We start from the raw sequence: 25,894 nt of genomic DNA, 5'->3' as shown, positions 1-25,894 counted from the left end.
CTTAAAATTCAACACTTAACCCTACTGTATATGTCTTCACCTGAGGATAATATCTATTATCGTTCGGTGCTTCTGGATCAATATCATTTTCCAGACCTGACAGCGTAAACAGGTTTTGACCTGTTACAAATACCCTAGCTCTCGTGATTTTGGCAGGTTCCAAAAGGCTTTTTGGAAGATTATAATTCAATTGTAAAGTCTTCAATCTCACATATGCTCCACTTTCCACCCAGTAGCTTGATGACTGATAGTTCCTTTCGGCAGTTGTCAACCTAGGGAAAGAAGCTGCTGTATTTTCAGGTGTCCAACTATCCAAATGAATCGACCTAAAGTTACCATCTGTACTTGTAGGAGCCCGCTTCAACACCAATGTGTTGATATCTGCCTTGGCTACCCCCTGGAAGAATGCAGTCAAACTAAAACCCTTATAAGCGGCATTCAAGTTAAGACCATAGGTATAGCGAGGAATATTACTTCCCAAATAAACCCTGTCTTCTGTATTAACCTGGCCATCACCATTCACATCTCGATAAATCAAGTCTCCTGCGGAAGGAGAACCTGGCTGGGTAGGATGCTGGGCCACTTCATCAGCTGATTGGAAAATCCCATCAGAAATGTACCCAAAGAAAGCCCCAATCGGATAACCTACTTGATAGGCAGTGGTAATATCGTTATTGTCCGTGCTAAGGTAATCAGCCCCTCCAAAATCTGTGATCTGATTTTTTACATCCGAGAAGTTAGCTCCTATGTCATAGGTAAAATCACTTCCTGCCCTACCGTGGTAATTGGCAGAAAATTCCCATCCCTTATTCTCTACACTACCTACATTTTGGTAAGGAGCAGAAAGTCCCACGGTAGATGGAATAGGAAGCTGTAAGAGAATATCATCCGTATTTTTTACATAATAGTCAAAGGTAAAATCCATCTTTCCTTCAAGGATCACCAAGTCAAAACCAACATCGGTCATTTTAGTAGTTTCCCAACTAAGTTGGCTGTTAGGATAGGCACTTAGACCTGCAGCAGGATTAAGCGTTCCTCCGAATGGGTAATCATTAAAGCCATAACTTGTCTGGTAGGGATAGTTACCTATGGCGTCATTACCTAACATCCCCCAAGAACCTCTCAATTTCAAATCATCGATGAAACTTAAATCTTGCATAAAGGACTCATCCGAAATCCTCCATCCCAGAGAGAAAGAAGGAAACACGCCCCATTTCTGACCATCGGCAAATCTGCTGGAACCATCTCTACGGATATTGGCTTCTACCAAATACCGGTCCTTAAAAGCATAATTCACTCGACCAAAGAAAGACAATAACGCATATTCATTTGCTGTACCATTTGCCTCTTGTCCGTCAGAAGCCCCCGCATCGATTTCAGAAAGATTCCCATTTGGAAGATTGGTCCTATATCCTGTCAATGACTCATTTGTTTGTAGCAAGCTGGAAATACCTGCCAAAACATGTAGGCTGTGATCTTCTCCAAAGCTCTTATTATAATTGGCCAATCCCTGGAAATTCTTGAACCAATAATCCAAAGATTGCTTGGTTACTTCATTTCTTCCAAGCACCACTGAAGATGATTCTGGTACATTATAGATCAATTGCTTTTCATGAAGACTGGTATAATCAGATTGATAATTGATGGAGGCTTTACCTGTCAATGTCAAGTCTTTGATGACTTCGTAATCTGCTTGAAAATTACCTGTAAATAAATTTTGCTTATAACTATAAATTCCTCCTTCATCTTGTAATCTCAAAGGGTTCTGTCCTCCTCTTACTACGGCATACGCTCCATTGGAATAATACGCTGGGGTCAAAGGATTGATAATGGCAGCCTGACCAAATTGGTACCATGCCGAACCAGAAACCCCTTGGGGCTCTTGGCGGTTAGAGATATTCGCGGCGATATCCGCATTGAACTTCACCTTCTCAGAAACTTTGATATCAGTATTTACCCGAAGGGTAAAACGGTCAAAATCCATGTTTTTGATCAGTCCTTTCTGATCAAAATAGTTTGTAGAAACACGGTAAGTAACATTTTCCTGACCACCAGAAATAGCAAGACTGTGGCTTTGTTGAAAGCCTGAACCTGTTAGTACTTTGTCTAACCAATAGTTATCAGGATAAGCCACTGGATCACGGTTAGGATCATCATAGGCTGCAATTTGATCATCTGCATAAATGGCACCCGCTCCAGAATTGGTGTACATAGTATTCACCAATTGCATAAAATCCTTGGCACCGACAAATTCTGTCATCCTGGTAGGTTCCTGCACCCCAAAGTAGTTGTTATAGCTTACTTTTGGCTTACCGCCTTTACCTCTTTTGGTTGTAATCAACACCACGCCATTGGCCGCTCTAACGCCATAAATTGATGCGGCAGCAGCATCCTTTAACACAGAAATGGATTCTATATCATTGGCATCAATATCATTGATATCATATTGAACCCCATCGACCAACACAAGCGGCTCATTACTGTTTAATGTACCAATACCTCTAATTCTCAATGTCCCCTGATCAGCTCCAGGTTGGCCACTCCTTTGGGTTACTGTAAGTCCAGAAGCGACCCCTTGCAAGGCGGAAGAGACCTGGCCTACAGGTTTTCTGGACACCTCTTCATTGCCTACAGCAGATACTGCACCGGTGAGGTTGATCTTCTTCTGGGTTCCATAACCGACAACGACTACCTCATCCAAAGCAGTCTCGTCAGCAGACATAGTCACATCGATGATGCTTTGACCTGTATAGCTAACCTCTTGGGAAGAAAAGCCCACAAATGAAAAAACAATGACATCTCCTTGATTGACATTGATCTCATATTGCCCCTCAAGATTGGTCACTGTGCCATTGGTGGTCCCTTTCACCAATACTGTAGCCCCCGGAAGTGGATAACCTGTATCATCAAGAACAGTACCCGTCACCTTTTCTTCACGAATGACTTCTACCGGCTCTGCCTGATTTGGAATGGATTTCTTTACGCTTATCCTATTGTTTACTTGCTTGAAAGAAAGCCCATTTTGAGCAGCCAATTGGTACAAAGCTGATTCCAATGTTTGATTCTTTACAGACAGGGAAACTTTGCCAGCCTGCTTTTCTGTCTGATCATCAAAAACAAACACAAAGTCAGACTGACGCTCGATTTCATGCAAAACATCAGACAAATCCCCCTCTGCCAAATCAAGGTTGATATAGACCTTTTGCATGTCCAAAGAGCCTTGAGCTTTTGTAGGCATCGCATGCAGCAAATTCAAAAACAGCAGCTGCAGGACAAATCCATACAAATAGTATTTTCCGATCATAATAAGACCATGTAATATATTTTTCATAAATTGAATTGTTTTAGGTAGGTGAATAGTTTGCTTAAAACGTTCAGGAACGATAGTTGTCGGCCAAAACACTGTCATTCCCTTATAAGCCAATGAAGCCCACCTTCATTGGCTTTTTTCTTAAGAAAAAGATTTTGTCATAGATTATCTTTATGGTTAGTCAAAACTGATAGTAACATTTTTTTGCGCAATCTCGTGAGAGAACCTTAAGCTATATCCAATGCTTTTCAGCACATTATCCAAATGATCGTTATCAAACCTCCCTGACACCAATGGGAGTTTTCCGACAGGCTTGTTCTTCAGTATGATCTCCACGCCATACCAACGTTCTAGGATTTCGACCACATCTGAAAAAGGCTTTTCATCAAAAAACAACACGCCATCCTTCCACAGAAACGCACTTTCTAGATCAAACTTGCGCTTTCCTATTTTAGTACCAGCTGTCAAAAAAGCTTCCTCTCCAGGAATCAATCGCATCAAGGTTTCTTCTTTCTCCTCTCCATCCTGCTCAATCTCTACTATTCCAGTTGCCAATTTCACCGAAGTGTTTTCGTTTTCGTATGCACTAATATTAAATGAGGTTCCCAATGCTTTGGTTGTAATTTCCCCACTCCTGACAATAAACGACATACTCGTATCCCTGGCCACCTGAAAAAAAGCCTCTCCTTTTAAGCTCAGATTTCTATGATGCTTCCCAAAATCGGATAAATAACGGATTTCACTCGAAGAATTGAGTGTTACCTGACTTCCATCAGGCAGATGAACGATGGATTTCTGTCCTTTTTGGTTGGACTTAATGACCATGGCTACTTCAGGTGCCGGTAATGCTGCCTCTCTCCTATTTACTTCATGCCAGCCCACTATTCCAGCCCCCACTAACACCAACGAAACCACTGCTGCTATCACCCAAGAAAACCGATGGCTTGAATACTGATTCCTGTGATAGGTATAATAATCTCTCTTTACTGTTCGATCTACAGTCCTAAAACCAAGTCGCTTCTCTATTCCTTCTTTTACTTTATCTTTGCCTTGCTTATCCCATGCCTTCTTTTCTTCGTGCAGCTCCCACAAAATCTCTCCGGCCACTTTTATCTCCTCAGTCAACTCTGGATGATTTTCTGCATAGTCCTCCCAAGCCCTTCTATAAGAGCTCTCCTTATTTAGAACCCAATCGCAGAAGGTCTTATCCTCTAAAAAATCCTCAATTGTGCTATAATTCTTCCCCAAAACTTTTAACGCTTTATTCATATAGAGGGAAGAAAAATCATCATCTCACCATTTTTTAAGAAAAAAAATAATATTTATTTAACATGATGAGAGATGATAGATCCTGATTATGCTACTGACATCACCTTACCCTAGACGATGGAGTCAATTAAAACGACTTTATGATCAGGACTATAAAAATTGTACGAATGGTATTTAGAATACCGGTAGAAACAAAATGTGACTTTAGCGATTTCAGCCCTTTCAAAACAAGATTATATAAATAAGGCACCTTCACATCCATCATTTCTGAAATCTCTTCATAACTCAAGCCTTCCAAGTACTTAAGGTAAATAACCTCCCTTTGCCTATTGGTAAGGATTTTCATGGCTTCCCGCACATGCTTTCCCGAATCCATGGTCATCTGCCTTTGGATCAACACCTCTTGGATAGAGGCTTCCCAATAGGATTCTTCATGAAATTTTCCGAGCTCTTCACGATGCCCCCTATCACCTTGGAGCCTCGTCAACATTTCCCTTCTGAAAGTCGTAAAAAGGTAGAATTTGATAGAATGACTAATATCCAAGCGATCTCGCTTTTCCCATATAATGACAAACACATCCTGAATCACATCCTCTATGAGCGATTTTTCACTGGAAAACTTATAACCATAACTAAATAAAGCATCGGAAGTTGTTTCGTATAGAAAAGAAAAAGCATACTGATTCCCACCAGCAATTTCTTTCCAAAGCTGACGATCCGAGAGCCCTCCAAAATCTATCCGTCCTTCCATCAAATCATTTTATCGTTATGATTAGTCAATTTCAAAATCCCCTTCTAAACGGATATCACTGGAAGACCTGCCAACCAGAATTTTAAACATCCCAGGCTCTACAAGTTGATTCATTTGACTATCTAAAACCTGTAAATCTTCTGAGGTCAACTCAAATTGGATAGCTTCCCGCTTACCTGCTGGAATATTAACCTTATCAAAGCGTTTCAACTCCATCAATGGCCTGACAGTGCTGCTGACCAAATCTTTTATATATAGCTGCACAACTTCTTCTCCATCAACTTCACTTGTATTTGATACGCTGAAACTCACGATTACCTTGGCATCTTGCGCATTTCCCTCTGTTGCTATATTGAGGTCAGCATACTCAAACTCTGAATAACTTAAGCCATGTCCAAAAGCATAAAGAGGTGCTGCACTACCCTCTACATAATCATGCCTTTTAGGGTTTTTATAATTATAATAAACAGGTAGTTGCCCAACTGAACGCGGAACAGAGATCGAAAGTCTACCCGCAGGATTATAATCGCCAAATAATACATCAGCAATGGCATTACCTCCTTCTTGGCCTGGGTACCAAGCATCCAAAATCGCTGGAATATTTTCATCCGCCCAATTCAAATTCAATGGACGTCCCTTGATCGTCACCAAAACCACTGGTGTACCCGTTGCATGAATGGCTTTCAATAGTTTCATCTGATCCCCTAACATCTCCAAGGTCATCCGATCAAAACCTTCACCACTTTCCATATCACTGACCAACTCCCCTTCTGCGGTCTCACTGACTTTAGCTGCAGCAGTTTCTTCATACTCGGTATCAAAATCCCTGGCACTACTACCCCCCAATACCACCACCGCAACATCTGCCTTGGCTGCTAAGGCTGCAGCTTCCTCAATTTGGCTTTGCGTGGTATCCCGTATTGCACAACCTTTGATATAATCGACCTGAACATGCTCTCCTACTTTATTTTGTATTCCTTCTAGAACAGTCACCACATTACTATTGGCTTGAGGAGCCGTATAATCCCCCAATTGATTGTATATATTATCGGCATTGGGGCCGATGACAGCTATTTTATCCAACTTCTTGCTTAGTGGTAAAGTGGCATTTTCATTTTTCAACAATACTACGGACTCTTTTGCCACCCTTCTTGCCAAAGCAATATGCGTTGCTGACCTCACTTTTTGGGCTGCCAATTCAGGGTCAACATAAGGGTTCTCAAACAATCCCATTTCAAATTTCAATCTTAAAACCCTAGCTACGGCCTGGTCCAAAATATCCAAGTCCACTTTTCCACTTTGTATAGCAGCAAAAAGGTTTTTATCAAATCCATAACCTCCCAAATCTGAATCCACACCAGCATTGATGGCCAGTTGGGCCGCATCTTCCAAAGTCGCTGCCACATGGTGACTTCCCTTCAAGCCACTGATACTTCCTAGGTCAGAAACCACAAATCCATCAAATCCCCAGTCATCCCTCAAAACATTATTGAGTAAATATCCATTGGAAGTACACGGAATTCCATCGATGGAATTATAGGCGGTCATTACCGATAGCGCACCCGCCTGAACAGCGTCTTTAAATGGAGGCAAATAGCTTTGGTGGAGTTCACGGTCTCCCACACTCACACTGGTTCCATTATGCCCTCCTTCTGGAACACCATAAGCGGTAAAATGCTTTAAGGTAGAAATCACATTAACACCTGAAGCGATAGACTCACCTTGAAATCCTTTTACCATGGCTATCCCCATCTGTCCGTTCAAATAAGGATCTTCGCCATAGGTTTCCTCTACCCTTGACCATCTTGGTTCCCTAGCCAAATCCAGCACTGGACCATAACCGATATGTCCTCCCTGCAATCTCGCTTCCAGTGCAATGACAGAAGCCATCTTCTGGATCAACTCTGGATTCCAAGTACTTGCCTGACCGATAGAGGTAGGAAAGACGGTCGTTCCAATGGCCATATGTCCATGCGGACATTCCTCTGCCAAAAGCAAGGGAATACCCAAACGGGTATTTTCCATCACATATCGCTGCATGGCATTGGTAGCTATGGCTGCTTGCTTGGGCTGCAATCCGGTTTCCAATGTCTTTTGAGTCCAAGGATCGGCCCTCAATGTTGCCCATAGCATCCCTATATTTCTTTCCTGTATGGCTTCCTTAAAAGCTTCACTGGCTTCAGCCCCATCACCGGTTTTCTCATACATTTCCCAACCCAACAGTGTGGAAAGCTGACCAACTTTTTCTTCCAAAGTCATCCTGTTCAGGAGATCAGTCACCCTGGCTGTCACTGGCAAATCTTGTTGCTTATAAGCTACCTGATTTTTTTGTCCAAACGCACTAATACTGAAGACCATAAGAAAGCCTCCCACTATTGCATTTTTAAACATACCTAGGGGGGAAATATTTTTGAACATGCGAACTAGAGATTTTTGATTTTTAAGGGCGATAGGTGCCACAAACGGAAAGCTATTTAATTATTTTTTTAGTAAAGTAAAAAGAGAATATTAAAAATATCCCATCAACAATTCTACTTTACATAAAAAGAAATAAAATGAAAGAAAACCAAAACCATTCAACAAGTGCCCATTTCAGCACTCCCGTCAAAATTCCATTTTCAATCATACTAAACCGATTATGCTTTTCAGTAATATTCAGTAATATCCACAACCAAAGTTCATAAAAAATAATTCGCCCCAAGGAATAAAAACTTGCTGTTCCGCATTTGCAATGCGGAACAAAGAATAAAAGGAATTTGTAATTCCCTTATTGAGGTAAGATTAAGTATTCCCAAATCCCTTTCAAAAATCATTCTTAAGTTCCTGCTTGATGCCAATTATAAAAAAGTTGAGAACCACAGATGGAGGGGATGAACACAGATGAATTTTAGAAAACCCTGAATCTAATCTAAATCAGCCACATATTTTTACTTTACTATACAAACCTAAAGGCCTTGGCGGATTGCGATAATGCAGCCTTCTCTTTATTCTTTCTTCGTTATTCTTTTCTCCCCTTTGCTACTTGATACTCCGTTTTGACACCAGTAACCTTATTTCTCACGGATTCCACAGATTTACACTGATTTAATTCTTCCGTTGGCTGAGCAGCTGACCGACCTAAAGGAGCACCTTAGTCCCAAAAAAATCATCCGTGTTTATCTGTATCCATCTGTGGACCATCCCATACCATTGATACGAACAATGGTAAAGAGTAACGATGACTTACACCTCTTTCTTCTTTTCTCTCCGTTGTTCCGCGGCTGTGCCGCGGAACGCCCTAACCCTGAGTCTCCGACTCAATCCTTTCTCATCCCCCAAAAAACAACTGTCCTAACCAACCCCATTCATCCCCCCAGTTTAGCTCATGACTAATTCGTCACGAGAGCTTGCGAAGCGATCTCACACCCTATTACGTCATCGCCACGCCCTCCCTCAGTCGGTCTCGCGATGACGCAGCCTGCTCTTTATTATTTCTTCTTTTCTCCCTTTACTACTTGCTATCAACTACCACTTCTAAAACACAAAAAGCCTTCCGGAAATACCGAAAGGCCTTTTTGTGCGCACGAGAGGATTCGAACCTCCACGCCCATAGAGCACCACCCCCTCAAGATGGCGTGTCTACCAGTTTCACCACGTGCGCAGGATTAGGTCTGCAAAAGTAGAAAGATATCCTTTTTGCTCCAAACGTTCACCAAATATTTATGGGCAAAACAACCTACTTATTTCATTTATAATCTGATTTCAAGCATATTAAAATTAGATTTTTTTCTCTAAAATAACCCTATGCTCTTCCACCGTAGCTCTTTTGATCAGATCTGTAATCATAAAACCCCGCTTCAAGGCAAAGCGGATCATATCTTTATGCATATTTCTTGTTTTAAAAACCAATTTCACATAGCCTGATTGCTTGGCCCAATCAGCCTGCACATCTGCCAAAATCCCAGCAACACCACTCCGTCGAAATGCGGGAAGCACTCCTCCCATCCATGAATAAAATTGTTCATCATCCATAGCATAGCCCACCTTAAAACCAACCAACTTGCCACCATATTCCGCCACCAAAATCAAATGAGGTCTGCCTTTGAGCCTATCAACATAGACATCGTCTCCATAAGGATCACTAAACTCCGGTATAGCCACACTTAAGGAGAGCACCTCTGCGATACTCCCTTCACGAATGATGATTTCTGGTTTTCCTGATTCAATCATTAAAGCTCCACTTCCATTTTAATATCACACCTGCTGTATTTCCCTGCTTCGGGAACCACTTCCTTAAATCCCAGCTTTCGATACATATTGATCGCTGGCACTAATTTCCGGCTACTATACAATACCACCTTCTCTGCATCCATTGTTTTGGCCTTTTCCAAAATAGCCTTGGCCAAGCTCCAGCCCACTTTCTTCCCCTGTGCAGCTGGAACGACGCCCATCTTGGTCATTTCATATACCCCCTCCTCATGATACTTCAGGGCCACCGTCCCCACTATTTCCCCTTCTAATTCTGCAAAAATTATCACTCCCCCCTGATCAATGATATTTTTCTGAGGCTTTTCCAAAACAGCCACATCTATGGGTTCCAAGGTAAAATGCTCCATGATCCAAGCCTTATTGATAGACTCAAAATAAGGCTGTAAATCTGCGCTGTAATCTATAATCCTGATGCTTTCCATGTTTTATGCTGCACTATATTATAAATAAATACTCGTTTTCCCCAAACATTTAAAAAGACCAAGAAGTTGCCCTCCTCTCCTATTTTTTATCGAGACACATACTGTCCAACTTTCCACCAACCTAGCCTAACAATATTACGTTAGTTTATATTATAAACATTTTAATGTTTACTAAATTTACATCATGAACACAGATAACACTAGAACCATCGTCCATATGGACCTGGATTCTTTCTTTGTTTCGGTCGAGCGGCTATTTGATCGACGTCTTAAAGGAATGCCCATACTTATAGGTGGTACTGGGGATCGTGGTGTAGTGGCATCTTGCAGTTATGAAGCCCGTATATTTGGCATACACTCCGCCATGCCCATGCGTACCGCCCGTCAGCTTTGCCCGGAAGCTTTGATCATACGGGGAGACAGCGAAAGATACAGTCAAAAATCCCATGAAATCACTGAAATCATTAGAGAATCGGTACCTCTTTTTGAAAAATCATCCATTGACGAATTCTATATCGACTATTCTGGAATGGACAAGTTTTTTGGCTGTTTCAAAATGGCCCATGAACTTCGTCAAAAAATCATCAAAGAAAGCGGACTACCGATTTCTCTCGGACTTTCGGAAAACAAAACCGTCTCCAAGATAGCCACAGGTGAGGCCAAACCCAATAATGAAAAAGAAATTCCATTGGGAACGGAAAGACCTTTTTTGGCCCCCTTATCTGTCAGGAAGATCCCGATGATTGGAGAAAAAACCGCCCAAAGCCTCTATGGCATGGGGGTAAAGAAAATCCAAACCCTACAAACCATGCCTGCCGAATTACTGGAAAGTGCATTTGGTAAAAATGGTCGCATACTCTGGAACAAAGCCAACGGGATAGACAAAAGCCCTGTCGTACCTTACACAGAAGCCAAATCCATTTCTACCGAAAACACCTTCAGCCAAGACACCATCGATGTCAGAATGCTGGAAGCCACTTTGGTAGCCATGACAGAACAACTGGCCACCAAGCTCAGGAAAAACCAACAACTTACCTGCTGTGTAAGTATCAAAATACGTTATTCTGATTTTGACACCCACACCATGCAACAACGCATCCCCTACTCCTCGGCAGACCATAGCCTGATTCCTGTGGTCAAAGAACTGTTTAGAAAACTGTATAACCGTCGCCTACTTATACGTTTAATAGGGGTTCGCTTCAGCGCCTTGGTTCATGGGCAATACCAAATCAACCTCTTTGAAGACACTGAGGAAAACATCCGTTTATATCAGGCCTTGGACAAAATCAACATAAAGTATGGAGACAAGACCGTCTGCCGTGCAATCGGAATGAATGTGGGAAGGCGTAATTTCAACCCTTTCAACGGTTTGGCCACTTGACCAAACTAACTCGATTCAAAACTATTATTCAACGGGCATTTTATGTAATTTCGCATTTGGTTTTATACAAACATTATCCTGGCTAAATCGTTACACTTAGTCATCCTATCAAAAAAGCCAATAACATGCAGGAAATTCAGCGTATTGAAGCAAAAATAAAACCTTTAAAAAACCAACTTTCCCAACATCCTCTTTATGAAAATCTTTCTAGCATAGAGGACATCAAAGTATTCATGGAACTGCACGTTTATGCAGTCTGGGATTTTATGTCCTTACTTAAAGCACTGCAGAGAGACCTTACGGGAATTGCTTTGCCCTGGACACCTGCGAGTAACCCAAGCCTAAGCCGGTTTATCAATGAAATCGTTCACGGCGAAGAAAGCGATATCAATGAACTAGGCGAAGCAAAAAGCCACTATGAGATGTACATAGATGCCATGGAACAAGCAGGGGCAGACACCAAAGAAATATCCCAATTTATCGGACTGATCAACGAAAAACATACTGTCAAAGATGCCCTCGGCATGGTCAATGCCGACCCCGCCATCAAAGACTTTGTCAACTTCACCTTTGAGGTGATTGCAACAGGCAAGTCTCACCTTATCGCATCAGCTTTTACCTTTGGTCGCGAAGACCTGATCCCTGACATGTTCATGGAAATCATCCAAAAAGCAGAACAAGAAAAGCAGCATTCCTACAGCAAATTAAGATATTACCTACAAAGACACATAGAACTCGATGGGGATGAACATGGACCTTTGTCCATACAAATGATCACTAAACTCTGTGGCAATGATCGCAACAAATGGGATGAAACGGAAAAGATCGCGGAACAGTCCCTATATCAGAGAATAGAACTGTGGAATCATATCAACAACAAAATCGCATCAAAAACACTATTTAAGGCCTAAATTAACACTAAACCCTTTTTTCATAAATGATAATTACTTCATCCATAAGAATTATCCTTCTACGCCCTTTCGACTCTTCCCTCTTGAAAATAGGCTTTGTTTTAATGCTGTTCATACTCCTATCTCCTAAGAAAGGCCATGCCCAGGAAAAAGAGATCATTCGCAGCAACCAACAATGGTTTCGATACTGGAATAAAACCCAATTCGATAAAAACTGGAGCCTAAAATCCGATTTTGGCATCAGGTACCAAGAACGGTTCAGTAAAAAAAACAAATATATCGCCAGAACCAGGTTGATATACAGTTGGAAAGAAAACCTAGAGCTATCTGCGGGCTTTGCTCATCTTGGCTCCTATCAAGGAAAGGAAATAGCCATTATAGAATCAAGACCTTTTCAAGAAATCTCCCACTCTCATCAAACCGGAATTGCCAAACTAAAACAAAGGTTATCAATAGAAGAACGATCCTTTAAAATCAAGAATACCGACAATAGTTATAGGACTCCATTAAGCTTTCGATTCCGATACCGTTTTATGGTAAACATCCCATTACTCAGCTTTCCTTCAAACAACCAAGCACTTTCTCTTCAAGCAGGCGACGAGATTTTCATCAAAAGCACTCCTGAAACTTCCTCCACTCCATTTGATCAAAACAGGTTGATACTTGGCCCCTCCCTTCAGGTAAACGATAATGTAAAACTGGACTTTATTTATATGTACCAGTATGCCTCTACTCCCATTGAAAACATCTATAAACAATCCAATATTTTCAGAATGAGCATCAAACATTATATTAACCTATGATCAATTGATCTCCTATGGGTTTAAATCAACAAGGCCACAATATACAAAACTTACGGCCTTCTTGGTTATACCCTTCCCTATCATCAGACAGGCTCTTTCTCCATGTTTTTTTCTCTACGTGCTCTCTCTTCCATACCTAGGTCCCGAGAGGTACCAAGGTCCAAAATCCTCGGTGAAGACTTGGCTATTTTCTTCACTTTTTTCAATGTCACCGCATCCAAAAACAAACATAGCCCCACTACACTCCCAATAACCAATGGAAGTAACAAATTGTCCGAATAAGAGGCAAAGCTGATCACCAGGCACAAAAAGCCAAGTTTAATTAAACCTAAAACAATTGCTACCTGATCATGCCTCATGTTCATTCTCATCAGAAAATGATGGACATGCGATTTATCAGCGGCCATGGGAGGTTTTCCATTTCTTATTCTTTTAATAAAAACCCGCAGTGTATCTATACAAGAAACCAACACCAAGGCTAAACCGGCAGTTATTGGTGCTTGGAATTTAAAATAGTGGCCTTCATTCAACATTGCCCCATTGGCTTCCACAAAAAATATGGCTAAAATAGCCATCAAAAATCCGATGGTCAATGAACCTGTGTCTCCCATAAATATTTTTGCAGGATGCCAGTTATACACCATAAAAGCCAAAATCCCTCCAGATACGGACATCGCCAAAACAGCATACACATTAAATCCAGTCAACAGAAACCAGCCTCCTAAAAACAAAAACGTGATCAAACTCAAGGTCCCAGCCAGTCCATCCAAGCCATCCACCAGATTAAATGCATTGGTCAAGCCTACTACAGTAAAAATGGTCAATGAGTAGCTCAACCACAACGGAAGCACGCCCACACCCAAAAAACCATAAAAACTGCTCACCCTGATATCTCCCAAAACCACTACAATAGATATGGCAAACAATTGCCCAAGCAGTTTTTGTAAAGGTGTCAATTCCACTAAATCATCCTGAAATCCCAATAAGAACATCACCCCACTTCCTAACAACAAAAACCGGATCTGGCTTAATTCTTCAAAATTTAAAGCCACAGCCAATCCTGCGAGCATTGCCAAAAATATACCTATTCCACCCATGGAAGGAATCGCCTCTTTATGAATTTTCCTGCCCCCAGGCTTATCCAAAAGATTCTTTTTCTTGATAATCCTAATAATGATTGGGATAACCAATATTCCAACAAAAAATGAAAATAGGCATATAAATAATTGAATCATAACAAAAAACTTAAGCAGTTAAATAAGACAAATTATACTTTTTTATATTCAAACAATTTGAATGCCACCGAAGTATGTTTGGTGGCTTTCCATCTTTAGGGCGATTCAGAACATAATCACAAGACTTCACCTGTAGAAACACCTACCCAACTTTACACAAAGGGTAGAAAACCACACTGTTTTGAGCACATTATCCATCAAGTCTCAATATATCTTCAAAACTAATGAGTCTAGGACTTTATTCATATACCCCAAAAAAGGTATTTTTGCTCCGACTTTGTCTCATGGAAAATTCTACCCTCACTTTCATTTCACCCAAACCATTGCATATAATCCTACATTTTTTCATCTATCCGGTACATTTATTTCGTTAATAACCTTAAATTGACATTTAACTATTGTAATCCCTAGTAAGTCGATTCAGGTAAATTCTTGAATATTATTTTCATTTAAGATCCCATGCTTATGATCCCCGTAAGAAATTTTCGTGTTTTAACATTCCTTATTTTATTCATATCCTTTTTTATAACTTCTTGCAAGGATACGGAAGACCCTTCTGATCCTAATGATGATGATAATGTAGAAAACCCTAATGTCAGTATCAACAATTGGATTCAGGCAAATATGGATTATTGGTATTACTGGCATGCCAGCATGAACACCCCTACCTCGGAAGAGGCTGATCCTGAAGTTTATTTCGATCATCTTTTGGTCTCCCAAGACCGGTTTTCTATCATCTACCCTAACTATCAAGAATTATTAAGTGCTTTGGAAGGAACCAGTAAAGAAGCGGGCTATGAATTCACGCTTTTTAGAGAAAGTGAGTCCAATAACAACGTTTTGGCTGTAGTGCTGTATGTAAAAAAAGGTAGTCCAGCAGAAGCCGCAGGAATTCAAAGAGATGATGTAATCGTTGGCATAAATAATACCCAAATCACCTTAAATAATTACCAAGAATTATTGGGAGCCGTTGAAGAAGCTCATTCACTCAATATTTACAGATATGACAATGATGCTGAAACCTACTTGCCAATGGAAACCCCATTGGAAGTAAGCACTACCATGTTTTCAGAAAACCCACTCTTCATGGACTCTGTTTACACCATTGCAGATAAAAAAATAGGCTATCTAGTATATAACTTCTTTGCTCCAGGAGACAATACCGAGTACAATCAGGAACTGGATGAAGTATTTGCAGATTTTAAAGCCAAAGGCATCAATGAGTTCATCTTAGATTTGAGATATAATGGTGGCGGTTATGTTAGCAGTGCTGTAAATCTAGCCAGTCTAATTGCTCCGAACACCACAGAAAACGATGTCTTTTCCAAGACCGAATACAACAGCAATGTTCAGCCAGACTATATAGAGCTTTATGGAGAAGCCTCACTTTCTAACCGCTTCAAAAATAAAAGCCAAAATATCGGAAGTATACTAAGCGCTAATACGATATATGTGATTGCCACTGGAAGCACCGCTTCCTCAAGCGAACTGATCATCAACGGCCTAAAACCATTCATGAATGTGGTTATTGTCGGTGAAACTACTTATGGCAAAAATGTAGGTTCTATCCCGATTGAAGACGAAGAAAATGAAGACAATGACTATGGCATGCTTCCCATTGTATCTAAAAGCTTTAACAGTCAGGGGCAGTCTGATTACGGTGAAGGCTTTACCCCTAATATTCCCATAAATGAATTTGCCTTTAGGCTTTTGCCCTTTGGCGACACCAATGAAGTCTTACTTAAAGGCGCCATAGAACAAATCACAGGCATTAGCAGTGGCGACAGGTTAAAAACTTTTGATAGAAAAGTACTGGACAATAGCCTGGTAAGAAAGCCCAGATTTGGTAAAATGATCGAAAGACCAATAAGGCCTCAATAATTCTAAAATAAATCAGCCATCAAACCATTTCCACCTAGCTCCGGAGTTCTTTTCTTCTGGAGCTTTTTTCTTTTTGATCTATTTCCCGAAAAAAATACACTTACAAAATCTAGACAATAAAAAACCACTCCCAAAAGGAGTGGCTCTATCATCGCATATCTTAATCAATCCTGAATCAATTCAACTCTTTCAAATTATCCTGTACAATTTCAAACTCTGGAGCATTTGCCAATGCCGCTTCAAAAGCAGCTTTAGCCTCTGAAGTACTCCCCTGTTCTTTATAGATCAGACCTTTCAAGTTCAGTGCTGCAGCTTTCATGCTTACATCTTGAGTACTGTTGTCCTTTTTAGGAAAAGTCAACTTTTCCTCTTCGGATTTACTGTTTTTGATCAACATATCTACTGAATTCAATGCCTCATCGTACTTCTTCAATGAATATTGTAGATAGGAAGTTTTGTACAAGCTAAACAGGTCTCCTGACAAAAGATGTAAAGACTCAAAATGCGGCAAAGCCCTATCCAAAGCCCCCAACTGCTCCAAGGAATAAGCAGCAATTTCCAATGCAGGTATATTTTCATCATCAGCCTTCAAAACATCCATTGCTACCAATGCCGCAGAACTATATTGTTCAAGCTCAAAATACAATTTTGATAATCTCTCAGCATAAAACAGGTTACCGGGATATTTCTCAATCAACTCGTACAATTTACTTTTGGCCACTGCCGGATCATTATACCTCAGCGCCATTTGATAAATCTTTATTGCCGCTTGGTCGGCAGCCTTTTGACTGCTATCCACTTTTGCAGGTTGGCTACTTGAATTCTCTTCCTGAGCCATCACCCCACAGCTGATCATAAATAACGCTAACGCGGTAATTTTAAACTTATTCATACAATAATTAATTTTCCTTTTTGCTAATCCCCTTTGCTTCGGCCAACTTAAACATTAACTGGATAGCCTGTTCTTTATTGTTCTCAATTTGGCCTTCTAATATAGCTTCTTTTATTTCTTCTTTTATTTCCCCCACTGTTTTTGATGGTGGAAGACCAAATATTTTCATTATTTCCTCTCCAGACACTGGCGGCTGGAAGTTTCTTACCTGGTCTTTCTCTTCTACCTCCTGGATTTTTTGTTCGACTTTATCAAAATTGGCCAAAAAACGCTTCACCCTGTTTGGATTCTTGGAAGTCACGTCCGCACGGCACAAATTCATCAAGTCCTCCACATCGTCTCCAGCCTCATAAACCAACCTCCTTACCGCAGAGTCTGTGACCTTATCGTTGACTAGTGCGATTGGCCGTAAATGCAATCTTACTAATTTCTGCACATATTTCATGCGCTCATCCATCGGTAATTTGAGTTTTCTGAAAATTTTGGGAGTCATTCTAGCCCCCTTATCCTCATGTCCATGAAAAGTCCACCCTGCTTTTTTATTAAATCGCTTGGTGACAGGCTTCGCTATATCATGCATGATAGCAGCCCATCGAAGCCATAAATCATCAGTAAACTCGCAAATATTGTCCAACACTTGCAAAGTATGGTAAAAATTGTCCTTATGGGATTTATCACCCACTGAATCCACTCCTTGTAAATCCACCATTTCAGGAAAGAACTGATGCAACAATTTACTCACAAAAAGCAACTTAAAGCCATAACTAGGAGTATCAGAAAGGATTATCTTGTTCAACTCATCGACAATACGCTCTCCTGATATAATTTCAAGCCTAGAAGCATTACGCAATAAACCATCAAAAGTATCAGGCTCTATATCGAACTTTAACTGAGTGGCAAAACGGACAGCACGCATCATCCGCAGTGGATCATCCGAAAATGTCGTATCAGGATCCAAAGGTGTTTTGATAATCTTCCGCTTAAGGTCTCGCACTCCATCAAATGGATCTACCAGCTCCCCAAAAGTGGCCTGATTGATAGATATAGCCAAAGCATTGATGGTAAAATCCCTGCGTTCCTGATCCTCCTTAAGTGTTCCGTCTTCAACTATGGGCTTTCGGGAATCCTGTCTGTAGGACTCTTTTCTCGCCCCAACAAATTCCAATTCCCAATCTTCCAACTTAATCATGGCCGTACCAAAGTTCTTGAAAACAGACAATGGCACATGATGATCAAACGAATCAGCTACTTTTTTTGCCAGTGCTATACCACTTCCCACACAGACAAAATCTATATCCTTGCTTGGTCTTTTTAGCAATAAGTCCCTTACAAATCCACCTACCACATAAGCCTCAAGTCCCAATTTATCAGCACAAGCCCCTACCCTCTTGATTACTTCAATATCTGCTATTTCCTTCGATAAATTCATTAGTTGCCTATTTTGACATCACCTTCTGGACTTAAAAACAGTCGCTTTACATCCGGTCTGAATAACGGGAATTTCTCTTTAATTGTCCCTGCTTCCTCTTGCTCAAAAACCTCTTTGTACAATAATGGCCTGCTGAAACTAAAAACCACCTTATTCCAGAAGCCCTGTTTCAAAATACCAAATTTAACCTTCCCATCCTTCACCGGTCCCTTTGACAATAAAGGACTAGCAAATGAAGTGTAAATAGTTGGCTTGGTAGCATATTCCACAATATCCAAGGCAATTTCAGAAAACTGCCCTGCCAAAGCACGGATTTGGAACAAATCAGTCAGTAGATATATAGCCGATTGGTCATTCCCTTCATCATATTGATCAGGATCGATCAATTCAATTTTTCTCCCGGCACCTTCCTGAAGACAAACCCGGCCATTTTCTCGTAGTAAACGGACAATGTTATTTATTTCCATTTGCTAATTTTATTTATTTTAAACGGCAAAATTAAAATAGTTTGTGAAGTAGCCGCTATTTTTTTGAGATTAACTACAATTCACATTATCACAGCCTTACTCAAACTTATTTTTCAAACACATCTTGATGAATATACAAATATTTTACCTACCTTTGCCCTTCGTTTGGAATAGAACTAAAACTCGAATAGATATGGCAGTTACTACATTAAAGAGAAAAGCTAGAAGAAACAGGCAAAGACAAGTTACGCGTGTAATCAAGATCAAGCAATTGAATGCTAAGCCTGTAATCAAAAACGTGGACGTAGAGGAACTTAAAAAAGAGTTCTCTAAATAATATTAGCCACTTGTGCATATCAAAAGAGGCCATCCGCCACCGCGGATGGCCTCTTTTGATTTTTTTTCATTAATCCCTTAACTATCAAGCACAAAACTGATTCAAGTTCCAATCTAGCAACAAAACATTCCTATGGGCCCTTTTGAAAGGAGAAACAAAATTTTAATTGATTCCTCCTCCCTCAAGTCAATAATTTTATTTAATTTTGAACCCCATAGGAATTCAAACAAAACATTATAATATTCTTATGGCATCACCCACCAAATATATCTTTATTACAGGGGGAGTAACTTCTTCATTAGGTAAAGGAATCATTGCAGCCTCCTTGGCAAAACTGCTACAATCCCGAGGTTTCAAAGTTACCATCCAAAAATTCGACCCTTATCTTAACATCGATCCAGGAACACTTAATCCTTATGAGCATGGCGAATGCTATGTCACTGAGGATGGTGCGGAAACTGATCTTGACCTCGGTCACTACGAAAGATTCCTGAACACCAATACTTCCCAAGACAACAATGTAACTACTGGAAGAATATACAATAATGTCATTACCAAAGAACGTAAAGGGGAGTTCTTGGGAAAAACCGTACAGGTCATCCCACATATTACAGATGAAATCAAAAACAGTTTCTATAGATTAGGAGAAGAAGGCAATTTCGATGTGGTCATCACCGAAATCGGTGGATGCGTGGGTGACATCGAATCCCTTCCATTTATAGAAGCCGTAAGACAGGCTCGTTGGGATCTTGGACCAAACAACTTCTTAGTCGTTCACCTTACTTTGATCCCTTATCTTTCTGCTGCGAAAGAACTAAAAACCAAGCCTACTCAGCACTCTGTGAAGCAATTGCTGGAAGCTGGTATTCAGCCAGACATTTTAGTTTGCCGTACAGAACATCACCTGCCTGCTGATGTTAAGAAAAAATTAGCCCTCTTCTGCAATGTTCAATTAAACTGTGTGATCGAAGCCATGGACGCCGAAACCATCTATGATGTTCCTTTGCACATGAAAAAAGAGAAATTGGACGAAAGGGTCATGTCTAAGCTAAAACTACCTTCCAAATCAGATACAAAGCTGGAACATTGGAAAGAATTCTTGGGCAAACTAAAAAACCCTACTTCAGAAGTAAACATCGGACTGGTAGGAAAATACGTCTCCCTGCCAGATGCCTATAAATCCATCATTGAAGCCTTTACCCATGCTGGTGCGGCTTGTGAAACAAAAGTCAACCTAAGCCTTATCTCCTCCGAAGAGATCAATGCAGATAATGTCACCAAAAAACTCAGTGAACTGGACGGGATATTGGTGGCTCCCGGATTTGGAGAGAGAGGTCTTGAAGGAAAGCTGGAAACGGTTAAATTTGCACGTACCCAAAACATTCCATTCTTTGGTATTTGCTTGGGCATGCAAGTAGCCGTAATTGAATTTGCCAGAAATGTCATCGGATTAAAGGATGCCAATTCTATAGAAATGAATCCTGAAACCGACAACCCTGTGATTTCCTTGATGGAAGAACAGAAAAACATCGAACAAATGGGAGGCACCATGCGTTTGGGATCTTACCCTTGTGACCTGAAGAAAGGCACCAAGGTAAGCGCCGCCTATGGCAAAGCCAAAATTCAGGAAAGACACCGTCACCGTTATGAATTTAACAATAGCTACCTGAAACAATACAAGGAAAATGGCATGATAGCTACAGGGATCAATCCCGAAAGTGGATTGGTGGAAATTGTCGAACTGGAAAACCACCCTTGGTTTGTTGGCACCCAATTCCACCCAGAATATAAAAGTACCGTATTGGAGCCGCATCCTTTATTTGTAAGGTTCATTAAGGCGACTCTGGATAATAAAAAGAACAATAACTAAAATAATTTCTGAAGGGGCTATGATGGCCCCTTTACGAATTTTCAGAAATCTAATATTATGGACAGAAATCAAGCGACAGGACTTATCCTTTTCGCAGCTGTGCTCCTGGTTTACACCTTCTTTTTTAGTGAACCGCAGCCAGTAACAGATGAGCAAAGTACCACTACTACAGAAGCCCTAGACGAGGAAGCTACCCCAAAAACAACAGAAACAACTCCAGTCTCCTTACCTGATAGCCTTCAAAATCTCCAAAACCAACAGCAGTATGGAGAATTTGCAGCCTTGGTGACAGGTAATGAAGAACAAGTTGTTTTGGAAAACGATTTGGTAAAGATCATTTTCTCTTCCAAAGGTGGAGAAATCAAAAGCGTAGAACTTAAGGATTTCAAAACTTGGTCAAAAGAGCCCCTTATCCTTATCGATGAGGAAAGTGCTGCCATTGATTACCAACTCCAAACCAGCAAAGGTCCTATCAGCCTTAATGAATTTTATTTCAACTCAAGCATTGAAAGTACCACAGTTGAAGAAAATCCCGCACAGAAGCTGATATTTACCGCTAATACTGGTTCTGGCAGCATCAAAAGGACCTACACCTTACCAGAGAACAAGTACACCCTGGCCCAGAGCATTTCAGCCAATGGCATCAACAGCTTGACCGATCAACGCATTGCCATCAGTTGGGACAATAAACTGAAAAAACAAGAAGCCGATATCAGCGAATCCAGAAGAAAGACCCATATCAACTATTTCACCCTAGAAGGTGATTTTGATAATTTGAGCGCTTCTTCAGACGAGGACAGTGAACAGCTAGCGACACCTGTAAAATGGGTAGCATTCAAACAGCGTTTCTTTAGTGCCGGTTTGATCGCTGACGATCAGTTCTCCGATGTCAACCTTGTCCAAGCCACTCCTGCTGACACCATGTCTGTTAAGGACATGACAGCTCACCTTTCCTTGAACATGGTGAATGGCCAAGCCAATAACAGTTACTTCTTTGGCCCTAACAACTACAAACTCTTGAAAAAGGTAAGTCCTGAATTTGAGAGAAACGTAGACATGGGTTACTTCTTTGTGAGCTGGGTCAATAAATATATCATCGTTAACCTCTTCCATGTATTGGAAAAAGTCTTTTCCAACTATGGTATTATCATCATTTTGATTGTATTTATCATCAAGGCGGCCCTGTTTCCACTGACCTACAAGTCATATATAGGAATGGCCAAAATGAGGGTAATCAAGCCAGAGATTGATGAACTAAAGGAGAAATACGGTGACGACCCCACAAAAATGCAACAGGAGCAAATGAAGCTCTTCGGACAACTTGGTGTAAGCCCTATCAGTGGTTGCTTACCAATGTTGTTACAGATGCCGTTCCTATTTGCCATGTTCTTCTTCTTCCCTAATTCAATTGAATTAAGACAAGAACCTTTCTTGTGGGCGCATGATCTATCAACTTACGATTCCATCATTAACCTGCCATTTACTATCCCTTTTTATGGAAATCACGTGAGTCTTTTCACTTTGTTGATGACAGTATCACAAATCGTATATACACGCTTCAATAACCAGTTGACGGCTGCGCAAGGACCGATGAAAAACCTGGGATATATCATGCCAGTAACCTTCATGTTTGTCCTTAATTCTTATCCTGCAGCATTGAGTTTCTACTATTTTGTTTCCAATATGGTGACATTTGGCCAACAAGCCTTGATCAAGCGTTTTGTAGATGACAAAAAAATCCGCCAAAAAATAGAAGACAACAAAAAGAAAAATGCCAACAAGAAAAAGTCTAAGTTCCAATCCAGATTGGAAGAAGCCATGAAAGCTGCTGAAGCTGGAAAAAAGAAAAAATAATCCAATGACTAAATCCTGGATAGGTTAAAAAGGAGGGGCGGTAAAACCGCCCCTCCTTTTTAATTTCACCAATGAGCCCACTTTTTGTCCTGCTATCTGATCTTTCCATTATTTCTTGCTCCAAATTATTTTCAAGGTCCAACAATGTTTTTTCGATAGATTTTGAACTAAAATAAGCTACACAGAAAATTAAGAATCAACCAGTTATTAAGTATCCACAAGGCTATGTGGAAAACAAACTGTTTCATGTAAAAATTAAACTTATATCTTTGTGTAGCGTGAAATTGGCATTTTGGCAGAATTGTATTGATTGGAACCCAATTGATTCAATTATTATTAAATTCTAGTGAATTTTAAGTAATTTGCGGGATGATTTTACCCGGAAGCTTAGAATGCTAAAGGATTAATAAAACATGAACAACGCTGCTTTAGAAATGTCAAAGCTTTGTACCAAAACTAACATGACCATTTGACACCAATACAATGGGAAAAATAGTAGCTATTGCCAACCAAAAAGGCGGTGTGGGTAAAACAACCACAGCCATGAATTTAGCAGCCAGTTTGGCTGTACTGGAGTTTAAAACTCTAGTGATTGATGCTGACCCACAGGCCAACACTACTTCAGGGCTGGGACAAGATCCCAAAGAAATAGACAACAGCATCTATGAATGCATGGTAGATGGTGTGGATATCAGCTCCATCATCTACCATACAGATATTGAACACTTGGACTTGGTACCTTCGCATATTGACCTTGTAGGTGCTGAAGTAGAGATGATCAATTTGGACAACAGAGAGGAAAAAATGCGTGAGGTGATCGGTAAGATCCAGGATCAATATGATTTCATCATCATTGATTGCTCTCCTTCATTGGGTCTAATCACCATCAATGCGCTCACCGCTGCTAATTCTGTCATCATCCCTGTACAGTGTGAATACTTTGCTTTGGAAGGGCTTGGAAAACTATTGAACACCATTAAAATCATCCAGACCAGACTTAACCCTGACCTGGAGATTGAAGGCATATTATTGACCATGTATGATGTAAGACTGAGACTTTCCAACCAAGTGGTGGAAGAAGTTAGGCTACACTTTAAAAACATGGTTTTTGACACCATCATTCCGCGTAATGTAAAACTAGGAGAATCTCCTAGTTTTGGACTGCCTGCCATCGCCTTCGACGCTGAAGGTAAAGGGGCATTATCCTACTTGAATTTGGCCAATGAAATCGCGGAACGCAATGGCTTAGTAAAAATGAATTAATCTAATTACACATCATGGCTGATAATCAAAAACCCATAAAAAGGAAAAAGGCACTGGGAAGAGGATTGGGTGCTTTATTAGAAGATTCTTCTAAAAATGAGCATAAAAAGGAAGAAAGGGAAGTAGAAATTCCAGCTGCGGGAATCCACGAAGTTCCATTAGCGGAAATTCAGGTAAATCCTTATCAGCCAAGAACCCATTTCGACAAAGATGCCCTGCAAGAACTTGCAGACTCCATCATTGTCCAAGGCATCATTCAGCCTATCACCGTTCGTAAACTCGCGGACAATGAATACCAATTGATTTCTGGAGAAAGAAGATTCCAGGCATCCAAAATCGCCGGATTGGAATCCGTACCTGCCTATGTCAGAACAGCCAATGACCAACAAATGTTGGAAATGGCCCTGATAGAAAATATCCAAAGGGAAAACCTCAATGCCCTGGAAATAGCGCATTCCTATCAAAGGTTATTGGCAGAATGTGACCTGAAGCAAGAACAGTTGGGTGACCGCGTTGGAAAAAACAGGACTACGGTCAACAACTACCTTAGATTACTCAAACTCCCGCCAGATATTCAGGCCGGCATTAGGGACAAAAAAATTTCCATGGGCCATGCCCGGGCATTGATCAATATTGAAGAAGTTGACAAACAACTTGCTATTTACCGAAAAACCATAGAGGAAGAACTAAGTGTCCGAAAAGTGGAAGCTTTGGTAAAAGCACTGCACAATGGTCCTGAAGAAGAAACCGTCACTACTGAAAAGCCCGACTTGGATCCTGTTAAAAAATATGAATTGAGTAAACTCCAACAGAGATTGGCTTCTCACTTGGGCAGCAGGGTAAGCCTAAAAATGGATCATAGGGACAAAGGAGAAATCAAAATCCCATTTGGTTCTGCTGACGACCTGAACAGAATACTGGAAATACTAGAAATCATTTAAAAGTGCGTCGTTCTTATCTCAAATGTTTTATTGAGGAAATAAAAAAAGCAATAGTTAACTATCCAAAAACTGTTGCTGTTTTTGTTTTATTACCTCTATTCCAAATCCAATGTTTGGGACAAGAAATCCGGCAAATAGAGGCTGATACTACCAATCAACAGGAGATCATCCTAAAAAAGGAATCAAAAAATCCCAAAAAAGCAGCATGGTTATCTGCTATTTTGCCGGGAGCGGGACAAGTTTACAATGAAAAACCATGGAAAGTACCGATTATTTATGGTGGAATCATAACTAATCTTTACTTTGTAGACTTCAATAACAGAAGGTACCAACTCTTTAAGGAAGCTTTGATCATTTACCGCGATGACGATGCCGAAACGGAAAACCTTTTCCCTAACCTTAATGAAGACGGACTGATCAGAAATGTAGATTATTGGAGAAGAAACAGAGATGCCACTTATTTGATTTTTGGGGCTATTTACGCACTGAATATCGTGGACGCCATTGTGGACGCCCACCTTTCTGGTTTTGATGTTTCTGACGACCTGACTTTAAAAGTTCAACCCTCTGTAGAATCCCTTTATGCCAGTGGAAATTCAGTGGGAATATCAATAAAATTAAAATTTTAAA

The 25,894-nt window shown here is 40.5% G+C and carries 20 protein-coding genes and 1 tRNA gene; 10 read left to right on the top strand and 11 right to left on the bottom strand.

The features are described from left to right. Nucleotide 1 precedes the first annotated feature (1 nt). The 7 genes from KZP23_RS12135 to KZP23_RS12105 form a co-directional block, all read right to left on the bottom strand. Nucleotides 2–3,331, bottom strand: coding sequence for a TonB-dependent receptor (locus KZP23_RS12135; RefSeq protein ID WP_226331988.1), 3,330 nt, complete (start codon nt 3,329–3,331; stop codon nt 2–4). A gap of 156 nt (nt 3,332–3,487) precedes the next feature. After that, nucleotides 3,488–4,579, bottom strand: a complete 1,092-nt coding sequence (locus tag KZP23_RS12130) for a FecR family protein (RefSeq protein ID WP_226331987.1) — start codon at nt 4,577–4,579, stop codon at nt 3,488–3,490. A gap of 127 nt (nt 4,580–4,706) precedes the next feature. Next, nucleotides 4,707–5,330, bottom strand: a complete 624-nt coding sequence (locus KZP23_RS12125; RefSeq protein WP_226331986.1) for an RNA polymerase sigma factor — start codon at nt 5,328–5,330, stop codon at nt 4,707–4,709. 21 nt (nt 5,331–5,351) lie between these two features. Then, complete coding sequence (locus tag KZP23_RS12120) at nt 5,352–7,748, bottom strand: glycoside hydrolase family 3 N-terminal domain-containing protein (protein ID WP_226331985.1); 2,397 nt, start codon at nt 7,746–7,748, stop codon at nt 5,352–5,354. A gap of 1,139 nt (nt 7,749–8,887) precedes the next feature. Further along, nucleotides 8,888–8,970 (bottom strand) — tRNA-Leu (locus tag KZP23_RS12115). A 116-nt stretch (nt 8,971–9,086) separates the two neighbouring features. Beyond that, nucleotides 9,087–9,539 (bottom strand): GNAT family N-acetyltransferase, encoded by a 453-nt coding sequence (locus tag KZP23_RS12110; protein ID WP_226331984.1) that lies wholly within the window; start codon nt 9,537–9,539, stop codon nt 9,087–9,089. Next, a complete protein-coding gene (locus tag KZP23_RS12105) occupies nt 9,539–10,000 on the bottom strand; it encodes a GNAT family N-acetyltransferase (RefSeq protein WP_226331983.1) in 462 nt (153 codons plus the stop codon). Before KZP23_RS12105 ends, KZP23_RS12110 begins: the two co-directional genes overlap by 1 nt. 184 nt (nt 10,001–10,184) lie before the next feature. Between KZP23_RS12105 and dinB the strand changes: the two genes are divergently transcribed. From dinB to KZP23_RS12090, 3 genes are all read left to right on the top strand, one after another. Further along, nucleotides 10,185–11,381 carry a DNA polymerase IV gene (dinB, locus tag KZP23_RS12100; protein WP_226331982.1) on the top strand — a complete coding sequence of 399 codons (1,197 nt, stop codon included), beginning with the start codon at nt 10,185–10,187 and terminating at the stop codon, nt 11,379–11,381. 125 nt (nt 11,382–11,506) lie between these two features. After that, nucleotides 11,507–12,292 carry a DUF3050 domain-containing protein gene (locus KZP23_RS12095; protein WP_226331981.1) on the top strand — a complete coding sequence of 262 codons (786 nt, stop codon included), beginning with the start codon at nt 11,507–11,509 and terminating at the stop codon, nt 12,290–12,292. A 104-nt stretch (nt 12,293–12,396) separates the two neighbouring features. Then, on the top strand, nt 12,397–13,095 hold the full coding sequence (locus KZP23_RS12090; RefSeq protein WP_226331980.1) for a DUF2490 domain-containing protein: 699 nt from the start codon (nt 12,397–12,399) through the stop codon (nt 13,093–13,095). 83 nt (nt 13,096–13,178) lie between these two features. Here KZP23_RS12090 and KZP23_RS12085 read toward each other — a convergent pair whose 3' ends face one another. After that, nucleotides 13,179–14,330, bottom strand: coding sequence for an MraY family glycosyltransferase (locus tag KZP23_RS12085; RefSeq protein WP_226331979.1), 1,152 nt, complete (start codon nt 14,328–14,330; stop codon nt 13,179–13,181). 465 nt (nt 14,331–14,795) lie between these two features. Here KZP23_RS12085 and KZP23_RS12080 point away from each other — a divergent pair, with 465 nt between their 5' ends. Next, entirely contained in the window at nt 14,796–16,211 is a 1,416-nt protein-coding gene (locus tag KZP23_RS12080; protein ID WP_226331978.1) for a S41 family peptidase, read from the top strand. 175 nt (nt 16,212–16,386) lie between these two features. Here the strand turns inward: KZP23_RS12080 and KZP23_RS12075 are convergent, their stop codons facing one another. From KZP23_RS12075 to KZP23_RS12065, 3 genes are read right to left on the bottom strand one after another with little or no spacing between them, the layout of a single operon-like run. Then, nucleotides 16,387–17,103 carry a tetratricopeptide repeat protein gene (locus tag KZP23_RS12075; RefSeq protein WP_226331977.1) on the bottom strand — a complete coding sequence of 239 codons (717 nt, stop codon included), beginning with the start codon at nt 17,101–17,103 and terminating at the stop codon, nt 16,387–16,389. 7 nt (nt 17,104–17,110) lie between these two features. After that, nucleotides 17,111–18,532: a CCA tRNA nucleotidyltransferase gene (locus tag KZP23_RS12070; protein ID WP_226331976.1), complete on the bottom strand. Its 1,422-nt coding sequence runs from the start codon at nt 18,530–18,532 to the stop codon at nt 17,111–17,113. Continuing rightward, complete coding sequence (locus KZP23_RS12065) at nt 18,532–18,999, bottom strand: hypothetical protein (RefSeq protein WP_226331975.1); 468 nt, start codon at nt 18,997–18,999, stop codon at nt 18,532–18,534. Before KZP23_RS12065 ends, KZP23_RS12070 begins: the two co-directional genes overlap by 1 nt. Nucleotides 19,000–19,192: 193 nt before the next feature. On the opposite strand from KZP23_RS12065, the gene KZP23_RS12060 reads away from it, so the two are divergent. From KZP23_RS12060 to KZP23_RS12035, 6 genes are all read left to right on the top strand, one after another. Continuing rightward, the gene (locus KZP23_RS12060) at nt 19,193–19,336 is read left to right on the top strand and encodes a hypothetical protein (protein ID WP_168196248.1); all 144 of its coding nucleotides are present in this window, start codon (nt 19,193–19,195) and stop codon (nt 19,334–19,336) included. A 247-nt stretch (nt 19,337–19,583) separates the two neighbouring features. Continuing rightward, nucleotides 19,584–21,206, top strand: coding sequence for a CTP synthase (locus tag KZP23_RS12055; protein ID WP_226331974.1), 1,623 nt, complete (start codon nt 19,584–19,586; stop codon nt 21,204–21,206). A 57-nt stretch (nt 21,207–21,263) separates the two neighbouring features. Then, the gene (gene yidC / locus KZP23_RS12050; RefSeq protein ID WP_226331973.1) at nt 21,264–23,060 is read left to right on the top strand and encodes a membrane protein insertase YidC; all 1,797 of its coding nucleotides are present in this window, start codon (nt 21,264–21,266) and stop codon (nt 23,058–23,060) included. A 483-nt stretch (nt 23,061–23,543) separates the two neighbouring features. Then, nucleotides 23,544–24,323, top strand: coding sequence for a ParA family protein (locus KZP23_RS12045; RefSeq protein ID WP_226331972.1), 780 nt, complete (start codon nt 23,544–23,546; stop codon nt 24,321–24,323). Between the two features lie 14 nt (nt 24,324–24,337). Next, complete coding sequence (locus tag KZP23_RS12040) at nt 24,338–25,264, top strand: ParB/RepB/Spo0J family partition protein (RefSeq protein WP_226331971.1); 927 nt, start codon at nt 24,338–24,340, stop codon at nt 25,262–25,264. Between the two features lie 113 nt (nt 25,265–25,377). After that, nucleotides 25,378–25,893: a DUF5683 domain-containing protein gene (locus tag KZP23_RS12035; protein ID WP_226331970.1), complete on the top strand. Its 516-nt coding sequence runs from the start codon at nt 25,378–25,380 to the stop codon at nt 25,891–25,893. The last annotated feature ends 1 nt before the right edge of the window (nt 25,894 follow it).

The sequence above is a fragment of the Echinicola marina genome, from assembly GCF_020463795.1.
Classification (GTDB): Bacteria; Bacteroidota; Bacteroidia; order Cytophagales; family Cyclobacteriaceae; genus Echinicola; species Echinicola marina.
This window is presented reverse-complemented; position numbering and strand designations above follow the sequence as displayed.